Source organism: Stenotrophomonas sp. LST15-1-1.1, assembly GCF_040815575.1.
GTDB lineage: Bacteria > Pseudomonadota > Gammaproteobacteria > Xanthomonadales > Xanthomonadaceae > Stenotrophomonas > Stenotrophomonas lactitubi_B.
The window spans coordinates 1-12698 of sequence record NZ_JBFPNJ010000007.1 but is presented as its reverse complement, the minus strand read 5'-3'; the positions used below and the strand labels follow the sequence as shown (position 1 = coordinate 12698).

Genomic DNA, 12698 nt, shown 5'->3' with positions numbered 1-12698 from the left:
CCGGCCTCAGCTTCGCGTAGGAAGCCGATGATCTGCTCTTCGGAAAAGCGCTTCTTCACGTCCAATCTCCTTCTCATTGAGGATTGGACTCCAAACCGCTTCGCTACTCAATCTCGGGGGGACGTCGCCCCTACCGGCTTGTCCCCAGACATTATCAAGATCGTCGCGTTCGGCCTGTGCGAGACCCGCTCGGAGTGTTGGGGATTTCGCCAGAAGCGGTGCCAATGAGGGGTCAGCCGATGGCGATGCTGGACGACGTGCGGCGCCAGGGCGCTCCCCCTCCTGCGATTGTGGCAGTCCAACTTCTTCACTACGCTCCATGGCGCGGCTCCTTCGCAATGACAGGGGGTCAGCGGTGACTGATCAGTACGCGGGTCAGTGTTACGTTGTCTGGGGCGAGACCGAGGATGACCTCGGCACCGTTCACCTGCGCGGACCAGTACGGGCGGGAGTCAGGCGCATCGGGGTGAGGGGGGTATAGGGTGGAGTCCTCCCAGATGATCTCCTCGAGCAAAATGCTGGGTGGCGCGACATCAAATGTCAGCTTCGCATGCGCAGGATCGTCGGGAACACTTCTCAGCATGATGTTCCGGATCTCAAGGCCGCCCAGCATGCCGCGTTCTGCGATCCGCTCGTCCCTCAAGCCTTGTCGAGTCGGCTCTCCCAAGTGCGTGTGAAGCTGTTCATTCAATGCATCGACATCATCAAAGCGCACGCTTATCAAACGCTCGATGTCGTTTTTGAATCGCTCCATACCAATGTCACTCCTTGGTTTGACGGACTGTCGTTGATTTAAATGATGCGACGGGGCTGGTAGCGCACCGCTTGAGCACGCTGACAGCACCAACACGGGAATAGCTATCGTGAGGCAGCGACACGCTGCCACCCAGAGATGGCCCCGAAGTCCGCCCTTTGATGAAGAAGTGCATTTGTCGACCCATGCATCCATAAAATACCTCTCGCGCCGAACCTACGGCGAAGAACGTAGCACAACTCTTTTGGGGGGCACGGTTCAGATGCGCGCGTGAAATGGCGCGGTCAGAACCGGCTCGATCCGTTCGACGAAGACCTGGCCGCAGGCCCTCGTGCTCAGGAATGAACAATGGCCGCCCGTTGGGCGGCCATTGGCTCGATAGCTGCCAGTGCTTGTTGCCAGCGGCAGGCTGGACCGGCCAGGACCGCTCCGCAACGCGAAACGGCGCCCTGCTACATAAGGGTTTCATGGCGCCATTGCAGATGGCGTTGCGGAGCGTGAGGTCTTACAGCGACTTCGCGCTTTGAGAGCGGGCCGCCTCGCGTTCCGCCACCTGTGCGGCAACCGCTGCCGCGTTGGCGGCAGCATTCGCAGCACGCTCCACTGCGGCGCGTTCAGCGTCGAACCGGGCCTGCCGCTGGGCGCTGTATTTGCGCTCCAGTTCCAGCGAAGCAATGAAGCTGTCGGGGTGCTTGGCGGCGCACGCCTGCTGCACCAATTGCACGGCACGGTCGGACAGGCCGGGTTGGATGTTGCCGAGCAGGCAGTCGGCGTACGGTACGGGCGCTGTCGGGCTTGCAGCCAGCGCGGCAATGATCATGGCATTCAACATGCGGACCTCCTTGTGTCAGTGTCGATGGAACTCGGGACGAACCCGGCCCGAGTATGGGCTGGATTGTGGTGCAGGTGTTCCTACTCAGGCCGGATATCCCGGCATACCAGCTCTGCCAGCCCGCGGCAGGCGAAGAACAGCCCTTCGACCACGCCGTCATCCAGATGCCGATCCGGCGTTGCCATCGATCGGCAGCGATCGGCGGCGTGCAGCATCTCTGCCACGGTCAGCATGCCGACGGCGGCCCGCTCCACGCGTGACAGTGCCACCCTGCGCCCTCCGGGAAGGCCTGCATCCGGCCAGGGTTGGCCGTCTGCACCTTCGCCCGCCCGGATGCGTTCGAGGCAGCCCAGGAAGGTGCTCAGTTCGGGTATGGGGTTGTCGTCGTCGTCGTTGACGCTGGCGGCATATGAGTCATAGGGCGGACCTTCGGTCATCTCGGCTTCCTCGGCTCTGGGGTGGGAATGCCACCGCGTGAGACAGGTGGCGGACGGTGCGTGGCTGCAAGCCGGGAAGACAGTAAGCAGTTAACCGGCGGATCCGAAGACCCCCACGCACCGCCCGCCATAAAGGCCGACGGATCACCCGCCGGCACGGTCCGCAGACAGTGCCGACGGGTGAGCGCAAACAACATGCTTTTTGTCTTCCCAAGCTTGCAGGCCCGGTGCCACCCGTTGTCGGTGACGCAGCATGGTGTTTACGCCCGCGCTTGGAGTTCAATGAGAATTTTCCGAAGGGAAACGCGGAATCCAGGCGCGCGAAGATGGTGGCGCAGGCGCATCTAATGCAGCAAGTGACAACGCACGACGTATTTGTTCACGCGTGTGGTCGATCACGTTGGAGAATGCCGTAAACCGCACATGGCGGCGCATCTGTCGTGAACCAGCACGTGTAAAGCTGGCTTCGCTTTCGCCGTCAATGTCCTCTGTGCGTTCCTGTGTATTCACCGCATTTCGGTGCAGGTGCGACGGTAGAGGCGTCCTTGGCGGTTCAAACGCGACACGTGGCGGTGCACGCGCGGTATGGGGGGGCCGTACCCGGGCGTGAGTCACGGCAAGTCATCTACGCATGGCGTGGATCTACGCATCCGGCAGGGATGTTAGGCATGTCGCAGCCGCCAACGCTTGCCTCCGGACGCTATGCTCGGCGTCTTTCCTTGGATGGGTCGCCTCAATGCGCTTGATCGTGCTGTCGCTGTTGTTGTCCGCCGTCTCCGCCGCGCCGCTGATGGCCGCCGAACCGGCGTCGCAGCCGGCGGTCGCTTCGCCGTTGGCCATCGGTGAAACCTTCACCATCGAATCCAAGGCGCTGGGCGAGACCCGCCGCATCAACGTGTACCGCCCACAACCGTGGGGCCTGGACCCGAAGACGCCGCTGCCGGTGCTGTACATGCCCGACGGCGGCATCGGCGAGGACTTCCTGCACGTGGCAGGGCTGGTGCAGGTACTGACCGGCAATGGCAGCATGCGCCCGTTCCTGCTGGTCGGCATCGAAAACACCGAGCGCCGCCGCGATATGACCGGCCCCAGCAACGAAGCGGAGGATCGCAAGATCGCGCCACGTATTGGTGGCTCGGGGGCATATCGCGATTTCCTGCGCGATGAACTGATGCCGCAGGTGCGCCAGCGCTACCCGACCACCGACGAGCGCGCGCTGATCGGCGAATCGCTGGCGGGCCTGTTCGTGGTCGAGACGCTGCTGCAGGAGCCGACCTTGTTCAACAGCTACATCGCGCTGGACCCCAGCCTGTGGTGGAACCGTGGTGCAATGCTGTCTGGCGCAGGCAAGCAGTTGCCGTCAGTTGACCGCAGTGGCGCGCGGCTGTTCCTGGCCAGCAGTGGCCAGCCGGAGCTGGCCGCGTCGAGCGCACGCTTGGCGGCAGTGTTGCAGCAGGCATCACCGGCAACGCTGGTGAAGTACCAGCCGCTGCCGGAAGAGACCCACGCAACGATCTACCACCCCGCGGCGCTGCAGGCCCTGCGGACGCTGTTCCCGGCACCGCCGCCGGCTTCGCCCTGAGAGTGGCTTGGCGTACGGCAACGCGGCGTGTGAGGATGCGGTAGCGGCGCCACCTGCGTGCGCCGCCCGCAACGGGAGAGCGAACGGATGCAGCGTGTGCGTGGATGGAGTGTGGCGGTCTGCCTGGCCGTGAGTGGTTGTGCGATGGCGGTGGCTCCGCCAGCCGTGCAGGATGAAGCGAAGAAGAGCGCGGCCACCGCTGTGCCGGGCGTGGTGCTGCCGGATACCGAAGCGCTGCGCGTGCACGATCCTGTTGGTCGTGATTATCCGATCTGGGTGGCGCTGCCGGCCGACTATGCCGCGCATTCTGAGAAACGCTACCCGGTGCTGTACGTGACCGATGCGCTGTACAGCTTCCCGTTGGTGCGCAGCGTGCGCAACCTGGTGGGGCAGCAGGGCGTCAACATCGAGGATTTCATCCTGGTCGGGTTGCCGCCGCAGGAAGGCCTGACGTCCAAGCAGAGCCGCTCGCGCGATTACACGCCCAGCAACCCGGTGCGCACGCCAGCCGGCTACTACAGCGATGATGTTACCTACGGTGGTGCCGCGCATTACCGCGACTTTGTGGCTGCGCAGGTGTTGCCGATGATCGATGCGCGCTACCGCACCGATCCCGCCCGGCGCGTGTTCGCGGGGCATTCCTATGGCGCGCTGTTTGGTGCTTACGTGCTGACGACCCAGCCGGACCTGTTCAGCACCTACATCCTGTCCAGCCCGTCGCTGTGGTTCGACCAAGGCCTGCTGCCGCGCATGCAGGACGCCGCCGTCATCCCGGCGCAGCCGACCCGCGTGCTGTTGTCGGTGGGCGGCTACGAGACGGTCAAGGAAGGGCCGCGCTACTCCACCGGCAACGACATGCTACGGCAGGCCGCCGACTTTACTGCCCAGCTGCAGCGCAGTGGCCGCAAGCTGCAGGTGGAGAACATCGTGATTGATGGCGAAGACCATCTCACTGTGTATCCGCGGGTGATCACCCGTGCGCTGCTGCAGGTGCTTCCGGGCGAAGGACCGTATACCGGCGGTTGACAGCCAATTCCATCCACGCCATGCGTGGATGGGGCCTCACGCTGCCTGTGCATCCGCCCCGGTCAACACGCCGACATCCGCATGCCGGAAGCACAGCCGGATCGCATCCAGCAGCTCGCTCATGTTGTAGGGCTTGGGCAGGAAGTGGATGCCGTCGCACAGCTGCGGCAGCACTGCGTGCTGATCCATGCCCGACGTCACCAGGATCGGCAGCTGGGGATACAGGCTGCGCACGCGGTTGGCCGCTTCAATGCCGCTGATCAGGCCCAGGTTGACGTCGGTGAACAACAGATCGAAACGTTCACCGGCCGCCAGCAGGCCCAGTGCCGCTTCGGCAGAGCTCACGCCCACCACGTGGCAGGCCTGGCTCTCCAGCGCCATCCGGCTCAGTTCACGGGTTTCCTCGGCGTCTTCGATCAGCAGGACGCGTGGTTCAACGTGGCGCTTGGACAGCAGCATGACGCAACAACTCCGGACGGCAGGGCATGAAAGGCGCGCAAGTATGCGCAAGCCCCCAGTGAGCCCCGTGTGCAGGATCGGCTAAGTGGGCGTTACAGGGCGTTGTTGCGTTGGCGGCGCACATGCCAGGCCAGCGCTGCCACCGCCAGCAGTGTAGTGCCGATGCGCAGGCCGGTGGCATGCCAGCCCAATGCAACTGCGTCATCGAGGCTGAACACATTCCAGGCGAGGTTCATCGATATGTGCAGGGCCAGACCGCACCACAGGGTGTTGCCATCCAGATGGTCCAGCCAGGCGAAGATGAAGCCACCGAAGGCGATCACCGCGCCGACGAACAGGGCGGTGCCGCCGCCGTCGAGGCCACCAAACCCCAGCCAGTGAACGATGCCGAACAGCAGGGCCTGCGGCAGTGCGAGCAACGGCCAGGGGCCACGTACGATCTTCACCAGCAGCACGAAGCCGAGGCCGCGGAACAGCACTTCCTCGGCCAGCGGGAACAGCATCGCCAGCATCGTGGCATCCAGCGCCGTCAGCGCCGTGTTGGGCGTTCCCAGCAGGGCCAGCCCCAGCCAGCACAGCAGGCTGGCCAGCAGCACCCACAACGGGCCACGCATGCCGTTTCCGCGCAGGCCGAGGCTGGCCAGCACACCCACACCGCGGGGGCGCAGCAGCGTGGCCAGCAGCAGTGCGACCAGCACCGCCAGCGCGTTGTCCAGCAGGCTGCCACCGTAGGGCATGGGCAGGGCGGGAATCGGAGCTCCCAGCGCGGCACTGATGTCACGCACGTTCAGGCCGAGGCCAACGCCGAGCAGCACCAGCAACAGGCGCATGCCGGTGGGAATCGAGTCGCGGGCAGTCATCTGCATTCCTTGCAGCGGGGGAGCGGGCAGTCTGCAGGGCGGGGGATGGAGCGGCACGCGCCGGAAGTCCCTGTGCCATCGGTCATGCGTTGCCGCACAGTCATCCGCACGCATGTACAGTCGAGGCCAGACCGACAGGAGCAATGCGAATGCTGTGCCCCGTGTGCAAGACCCAGACCCTGCAGATGGCCGAGCGCCATGGCATCGAGATCGACTACTGCCCGAGCTGCCGTGGCGTATGGCTGGATCGTGGCGAACTGGACAAGATCATCGAGCGCGCCACCGATGGTGCAGGTGCCGCCATGCCGCCGCCAGGGCCCGCGCCTGTGCAGCCACAGGCCGCGCCGCCGCCGGTGATGCACCGCGACACCCGTCATCTTGGCCAGCGCCATGATGACAACCGTGGCCAGTACAGCCAGGGCTACAAGAAAAAGAAGAAGGAGAGCTTCCTCTCCGAACTGTTCGATTTCTGACGCCGCTCAGGGGCGGCGCAGGATGAACTCGCGGTCGCGGCTGTCGCCGACGATGAAGTCATACTCGCCGGCCTTGCTGCAGCCGTAGCGCGCGTAGAAGCGCTGGGCGCCGAAGTTCTCTTCCCACACGCCCACCCACAGGGTGCGGCGCTGTGGCTGGTCCAGCCAAGCCATGAACGCATCCATCAGCCGCGCGCCGTGGCCGCCGTTCTGGTGGCTGGCCAGGATGTACAGACGCTTGAGTTCGATGTCGCCATCGCGCGCGTCCGCATGCGGCAGGGTGTTGGCACCGGCGGCCAGATAGCCCACTACCGTTTCACCCTCCAGCAGCAGCCACACCGCGCTGCGCGGGTCGGACAGTTCTACCCGCTGCGGTACGCTGCCGTAGTGATCCTGCAGGAAGGTGTGCAGGTCCTGCGGCGGATAGGAATCGCCCCAGGTTTCGGTGTAGGTGGCAATGGCGATCGCCGACAGGGCGTCGACGTCGGCCAGGGTGGCGCGGCGGATATGCAACGACATGGTGCAGCCTGCAATGGAACGTGCGGCAGTGTAGCCGGCCCCGGCGGTTGCCGGGGCTGGCTGCTGCTCACGATCCGCTGCTCAGAACCACATGCGGATGCCGGCGACCCAGCGCGTATCGCGTGCGTGGTCGCCGGCATAGTCCGCCGTGTCGCCGAACGCGCGTTCGTGGCTGATGCCGATGTACGGCGCGAAGCGGCGGCTGAACTCGTAGCGCAGGCGCAGGCCGGCTTCGACCTTGTTGAGGCCGCGGCCGATGCCGTACTCGGGTTCATCCTTGCTGGCCACGGTCGCTTCCAGCAGAGGCTGCAGGATCAACCGGTTGGTCAACAGCACGTCGTACTCGACTTCGGCCTTGGCCAGCACCTGGCCGCCGGAACCCATGTACAGCGTGGCCGAGCTTTCGAACTTGTACGGTGCCAACCCCTGGATGCCGATCGCTGCCCAGGTGCGCGAATCGGCGGGGCGGAAGTCCTGGCGTACGCCGACCAGCACGTCCCACCACGGCGAAATGGCGCGCCCGTAGAGTGCTTCCACGCCTGACGATTCCGTGCGGCCTTCGCTGCGTTCGCCATCGGTGCGCAGCCACAGGCGGTTGATGTTGCCGCCGATCCAGCCACTGGCCTCCCAGGCCTGGCCGTTGCTGCTCTTGCCGTCCCAGTGTTCGAGGCGGTCGATCAGCAGCAGGCTGTTGATCTCCGGGGCGTGCTCCATCGCACCATGCGCGATGGGCGGGAATGCGGCCGCACGATCGGCATCGGTGGGGACCGGGATCGGCTCGCGTGGCTCGGTAGGTGCGGGCGTGCCATGGCCCATTTTCGAGTGATCCATCGCGCCATGGTCCATCGTTGAATGGTCCATCGCGCCGTGATCCATCTTCGAGTGGTCCATCTTCGAATGATCCACGTCGGCCGCTGCCGCTGGTGTGGTATCGGCAGGAGGCGAGGGCGCTGTCATGTCATGACCGGCATGGGACTGCGCGAACGCGGGCAGCGCGGCCAACATGCCGAGGGTCAACAGGCTTGGAGCAAGCAGGGAACGGCTCATTCTTCGATCCTCACTTCGCGCATCATGCCTGCTTCCATGTGGTACAGCAGATGGCAGTGGTAGGCCCAGCGGCCGAGTGCATCGGCGCGCACGCGATAGGTGCGGCGGGTGCCGGGCGGCATGTCGATGGTGTGCTTGCGCACCTGGAATTCACCTTGCGCGTTTTCCAGATCGCTCCACACGCCATGCAGATGGATCGGGTGCTGCATCATGGTGTCGTTGACCAGCACGATGCGCATGCGCTCGCCGTAGTTCAGGCGCAGTGGCTCGGCACCGGCGAAGGGAATGCCATCGAACGACCAGGAGAACTTCTCCATGTGGCCGGTCAGGTGCAGCTCGATCTCGCGACCGGGCTCGCGGCCATCGGGGTCTTCGAACAGGCTGCGCATCGCACCATAGGTGAGCACCTGGCGGCCGTTGTCTCGCAGGCCGATGCCGGGGTCGTCCAGCTTCGGCTCGGTGGCCGAGCTCTGCATGTCCACCAGCGGATTGTTGCGTTCACTGGCCGGATGCTTTGGCGCCTTGCTGGCGGCATCGCCACCGCCGTGTGCGCCGTGACCCATGCTGGCGCCGCAGCCGCCTTCCATGCCCTTCATCGCCGCCATGTCGTGGCCGCCGTGGCCCCCGCCGCCCATGTCATGACCCATGTCGCTCATCGTCAGCAGCGGGCGCGGGTCGCGCGCGGGAATCGGTGCCTGCAGGCCATGACGCACGGCGAGGGTGCCGGCGGCATAGCCGGTGCGGCCCATGTCCTGGCAGAAGATGGTGAAGGCATCCTGGCCGCTGGGTTCCACCAGCACGTCGTAGGTTTCGGCCGGGGCGATGCGGAACTCGTCGATGCTGACCGGATGGATGTACTGGCCGTCGGCGGCGACCACGGTCATCTTCAGGCCGGGAATGCGCACGTCGAAGTAGGTCATCGACGCGCCATTGATGAAGCGCAGCAGCACCTTTTCACCGCTGCGGAACAGCCCGGTCCAGTTGCCGGCCGGCGCGGTACCGTTCATCAGGTAGGTATAGGTGTGCGCGTTGATGTCGGAGATGTCGCTGGGCGTCATCCGCATCCGGCCCCACATGCCGCGGTCGGACAGCGCGGCCGACCAGCCATCGCGACGGGCGTCGCGCAGGAAGTCGGGCAGGGTGCGCTTGTAGTAGTTGTCGTGCTCGGCGAGCTTCTTCATGCGCCGGAACAGCGCGCCCGGATCCATGTCGGTCCAGTCGGACAGCATGATCACGTGCTCGCGGTCATGCCGGTAGGGCGCGGGCTCTGCCGGGTCGATGATCAGCGCACCGTACAGCCCTGCCTGTTCCTGGAACAGCGAATGGCTGTGATACCAGTAGGTGCCGGATTGCTTGAGATCGAAGTGGTAGTGGTAGGTCTCGCCCGGGCCGATGCCGTTGAAGCTCAGGCCGGGCACGCCATCCATGTTGGCTGGCAGCAGGATGCCGTGCCAGTGGATGGAGGTGGGGTGCTGGCCGAGCGTGTTGCGCACGAACAGGTCCACGGTCTGGCCTTCTCGCCAGCGCAGGATCGGTGCCGGCAGCGAGCCGTTGACGGTGATCGCCGGGCGGGTGCGGCCGGTGAAGTTGGCCAGCGACTCGCCGATGGCCAGTTCGACGCGGCTATCACTGATGACCGCCGGCGCGCCGGCCAGGCGTGGAGCGGCAGAGGCGGCGGCGAGCGCACGCTGCGGGATGCCTGCTGCGGCGATGCTGGCAACCACGCCGCCAGCAGCGATGCCCTGCACGAAAAGACGGCGCGACGGCATGGGCACAGCGCCCGGGCCGGGAGGAATACGGGTACTCATGGTGGTGACTCCAAACACGGAAAGACGCCAGCGCAGGGCCGGCTTCAGTGCGCAGCGCGCACGAGGCGTGTTGGATCAGCCGATGGGAGGGCGTGAGATCGGCGGCAGCGGCGGTGCCGGGCGGCCATTGGCAGGCATCGGCTGCGGGGTCAGGGAAAGACCGGGACCGGTCAGGAACGGCAGTGCCTGCACCGCCAGCAGCGGGTGCTGGGCGCAGCTGCGCACGCAGTCCTTGATCTGGCAGTGCGCGTCATGGGCGGGGGCCTTGGCCTGCGGCGCCTCGTCGGCGGTCATGCCGGCGTGGTGGTGGCAGTCCGCGTCGCCCTCATCGGTCATGGCCGAGGTCATCGCATGGGCCATGCGCCCCATGTCCTCGTGTCCGCTGGCCATGGCCGCGTTCAGCCCGTTGAGCAACAGGCTGAGCATCAGCACGACACGGAGCAGGGTCGAGGCGAGGGACATGACGCTAATCTAGCGGCAAGCCGGCCTGGATGCACTTCCGGCTGAATGGCCGGTTCAAGGTTGGACCCGCACCAATGTAGAGCCGAGCCCACGCTCGGCTGCTTCTGCGGCAAGGGCAGCCGAGCGTGGGCTCGGCTCTACAGGGGCATCAGCGTACGGTTGGCGCTACCCTTCCTCGCGCACGATCTCCACCAGGCGCGGGCCATAGCGGCTGAGCTTGGTGCCGCCGATGCCACCGACCCGGGCCAGTTCGTCCAGCGAGGTCGGGCGCTGTTCGGCGATGTTGCGCAGGGTGCTGTCGTGGAAGATCACGAAGGCCGGCACGTTCTGCTCGCGCGCCAGCTCGGCGCGCAGGCCGCGCAGCGCGTTGAACAGGGCGAGGTCCTGTGGCAGCACCGACAGGCCGGTGCGCTGCGCGCTGCGTTCACGCCCGGCACTGACGCTGACTGCATCGCGGCGCATGCTGATCTGGCGGCGACCGGTCAGCACATCGCGGCTGGCATCGGTCAGGCGCAGGCCGCCGTGGCCCTCGCTGTCCACTTCCAGCAGGCTGGCCGCCACCAGCTGGCGGAACACGCTGCGCCAGGTGCGCGCATCCAGGTCGCGGCCGATGGCGTAGGTGCTCAGCTTGTCGTGGCCCTGCTGCTTGACCTTCTCGTTCTCGCTGCCGCGCAGGACGTCGATCAGGTGGCCGACGCCGAAGCGCTGGCCACTGCGGTACACACAGCTCAAGGCCTTCTGCGCGGGGATGGTGGCATCCCAGGCCGCAGGCGGGGTCAGGCAGTTGTCGCAGTTGCCGCAGGGGTTGGGATAGGTTTCACCGAAACCGGCCAGCAGCACCTGGCGGCGGCACTGCATCGATTCGCAGTACCCCAGCAGGTGGTCGAGCTTGGACCGCTCCAGCTGCTTGCGCTCCTCGCTGGCCTCGGACTGCTCGATCATCTGCTTGAGCAGGACCACATCGCCCAGGCCGTAACAGAGCCAGGCCTCAGCGGCCTCGCCATCGCGGCCGGCGCGGCCGGTTTCCTGGTAGTAGCCCTCCATCGACTTGGGCAGGTCGGTGTGGGCAACGAAGCGCACGTCGGGCTTGTCGATGCCCATGCCGAAGGCGATGGTGGCGCACATGACGATGCCGTCTTCGCGCAGGAACCGGCGCTGGTTGTTGGCACGCACTTCCGAAGGCAGGCCGGCGTGGTAGGGCAGGGCGTTGAACCCCTGCGTGCACAGGAACTCGGCGGTTTCCTCCACCTTGCGCCGTGACATGCAGTAGACGATGCCGGCCTCGCTGCGATGGCTGCGCAGGAAGTCGCTCAGCTGCTTGCGGGCGTTGTCCTTCTGCACCACGGTGTAGCGGATGTTGGGGCGGTCGAAGGAGCTGACGAAGTGGCGTGCTTCGGCCAGGTCCAGGCGCTCGGCGATCTCGCGCTGGGTCGGCGGGTCGGCGGTAGCGGTCAGGGCGATCCGCGGAATCTCCGGCCAGCGCTCGTGCAGGACGGTCAGCTGCCGGTATTCGGGGCGGAAGTCGTGGCCCCACTGCGACACGCAATGGGCTTCGTCGATGGCAAACAGGGCGATCCGGCTGCGCGACAGCAGCGACAGGAAGCGGCCGGTCAGCAGGCGCTCGGGGGCGACATAGAGCATGTCAAGCTCACCGGCGAGCAGTTCGCGCTCGACCCGGGCGGCTGTTTCTGCGTCCAGGGTCGAGTTCAGGAATTCGGCGCGCACGCCGAGCTGGCGCAGGGCTTCTACCTGGTCCTGCATCAAGGCGATCAGCGGCGAGATGACGATGCCACAACCGTCACGCAGCAGGGCGGGCACCTGGTAGCACAGCGACTTGCCGCCACCGGTAGGCATCAGCACCAGGGCATCGTGACCGGCAGCCACATGCTCCACGATGTCCTGCTGCGGACCACGGAAATCGTCGTAACCAAAGACGCGGCGGAGCAGGTCGTGCGCGGGACGGGAAGCCATCCGGCTAGTTTACCCCGGCGGGGGTTCGGCCGGGTTGCACCCGGCGCCTGCTACGAGCCAGAGCAACGTCAACGTCAACGTCAAAGGCGACAGCCTGCTCTGGGCTGTCTGCTGGCTGGGCAGGGCGGTGTGGGCTTGCAGGACACGCCGTAAACCCATCCATGGGGGCTCGATGGCGCCATCCATGGCGCCAACGGTCCTGCAAGCCCACACCGCCCCACCCCCGACAGTTCGCCAGTGACGGTGGGGCCATCCACGCCATGCGTGGATCAAATCTGTCAGATATCGACAAACAAAATGGGGTCGGATCCGTTTTCCTGCGGAAAACGGATCCGACCCCAAGAGATGGCCCAACAGATCGCGGAAAACTGTCGAAGGCGGGGTGGGTCCGGTTGCGGGGGCGTGAGCGCCATGGATGGCGCGACCGAGCCTACAGGGACGTATTCACGGCGTCCCCCGCAACCGGAC

13 protein-coding genes are annotated in these 12698 nt (G+C 65.8%); 3 read left to right on the top strand and 10 right to left on the bottom strand.

The window, feature by feature from the left end:
• Positions 1-349 precede the first annotated feature (349 nt).
• From MRBLST15_RS07560 to MRBLST15_RS07550, 3 genes are all read right to left on the bottom strand, one after another.
• Positions 350-754 carry a hypothetical protein gene (locus MRBLST15_RS07560; RefSeq protein WP_265955804.1) on the bottom strand — a complete coding sequence of 135 codons (405 nt, stop codon included), beginning with the start codon at positions 752-754 and terminating at the stop codon, positions 350-352.
• 505 nt (positions 755-1259) lie between these two features.
• Positions 1260-1586 carry a hypothetical protein gene (locus MRBLST15_RS07555; RefSeq protein WP_367785609.1) on the bottom strand — a complete coding sequence of 109 codons (327 nt, stop codon included), beginning with the start codon at positions 1584-1586 and terminating at the stop codon, positions 1260-1262.
• Positions 1587-1666: 80 nt separating this feature from the next.
• Positions 1667-2023: a hypothetical protein gene (locus MRBLST15_RS07550; protein WP_367785608.1), complete on the bottom strand. Its 357-nt coding sequence runs from the start codon at positions 2021-2023 to the stop codon at positions 1667-1669.
• Positions 2024-2759: 736 nt separating this feature from the next.
• On the opposite strand from MRBLST15_RS07550, the gene MRBLST15_RS07545 reads away from it, so the two are divergent.
• Together MRBLST15_RS07545 and MRBLST15_RS07540 are read left to right on the top strand one after the other, a co-directional pair.
• On the top strand, positions 2760-3605 hold the full coding sequence (locus MRBLST15_RS07545; RefSeq protein ID WP_367785607.1) for an alpha/beta hydrolase: 846 nt from the start codon (positions 2760-2762) through the stop codon (positions 3603-3605).
• Between the two features lie 87 nt (positions 3606-3692).
• Positions 3693-4631: an alpha/beta hydrolase gene (locus MRBLST15_RS07540; protein ID WP_367785606.1), complete on the top strand. Its 939-nt coding sequence runs from the start codon at positions 3693-3695 to the stop codon at positions 4629-4631.
• 36 nt (positions 4632-4667) lie between these two features.
• Here MRBLST15_RS07540 and MRBLST15_RS07535 read toward each other — a convergent pair whose 3' ends face one another.
• Together MRBLST15_RS07535 and MRBLST15_RS07530 are read right to left on the bottom strand one after the other, a co-directional pair.
• Positions 4668-5090, bottom strand: coding sequence for a response regulator (locus MRBLST15_RS07535; RefSeq protein WP_367785605.1), 423 nt, complete (start codon positions 5088-5090; stop codon positions 4668-4670).
• Positions 5091-5182: 92 nt separating this feature from the next.
• Positions 5183-5950 carry a type II CAAX prenyl endopeptidase Rce1 family protein gene (locus MRBLST15_RS07530; protein WP_414716137.1) on the bottom strand — a complete coding sequence of 256 codons (768 nt, stop codon included), beginning with the start codon at positions 5948-5950 and terminating at the stop codon, positions 5183-5185.
• 149 nt (positions 5951-6099) lie between these two features.
• Between MRBLST15_RS07530 and MRBLST15_RS07525 the strand changes: the two genes are divergently transcribed.
• Positions 6100-6423, top strand: coding sequence for a zf-TFIIB domain-containing protein (locus MRBLST15_RS07525; RefSeq protein WP_025874650.1), 324 nt, complete (start codon positions 6100-6102; stop codon positions 6421-6423).
• A gap of 6 nt (positions 6424-6429) precedes the next feature.
• Here MRBLST15_RS07525 and MRBLST15_RS07520 read toward each other — a convergent pair whose 3' ends face one another.
• From MRBLST15_RS07520 to recQ, 5 genes are all read right to left on the bottom strand, one after another.
• Positions 6430-6942: a GNAT family N-acetyltransferase gene (locus MRBLST15_RS07520; RefSeq protein ID WP_367785603.1), complete on the bottom strand. Its 513-nt coding sequence runs from the start codon at positions 6940-6942 to the stop codon at positions 6430-6432.
• Positions 6943-7023: 81 nt separating this feature from the next.
• A complete protein-coding gene (locus MRBLST15_RS07515) occupies positions 7024-7989 on the bottom strand; it encodes a copper resistance protein B (RefSeq protein ID WP_367785602.1) in 966 nt (321 codons plus the stop codon).
• The gene (locus MRBLST15_RS07510) at positions 7986-9797 is read right to left on the bottom strand and encodes a copper resistance system multicopper oxidase (protein ID WP_367785601.1); all 1812 of its coding nucleotides are present in this window, start codon (positions 9795-9797) and stop codon (positions 7986-7988) included. Before MRBLST15_RS07510 ends, MRBLST15_RS07515 begins: the two co-directional genes overlap by 4 nt.
• 75 nt (positions 9798-9872) lie before the next feature.
• On the bottom strand, positions 9873-10259 hold the full coding sequence (locus MRBLST15_RS07505; protein WP_367785600.1) for a CopL family metal-binding regulatory protein: 387 nt from the start codon (positions 10257-10259) through the stop codon (positions 9873-9875).
• Between the two features lie 165 nt (positions 10260-10424).
• Complete coding sequence (gene recQ / locus MRBLST15_RS07500; RefSeq protein ID WP_367785599.1) at positions 10425-12230, bottom strand: DNA helicase RecQ; 1806 nt, start codon at positions 12228-12230, stop codon at positions 10425-10427.
• Positions 12231-12698: the final 468 nt, after the last annotated feature.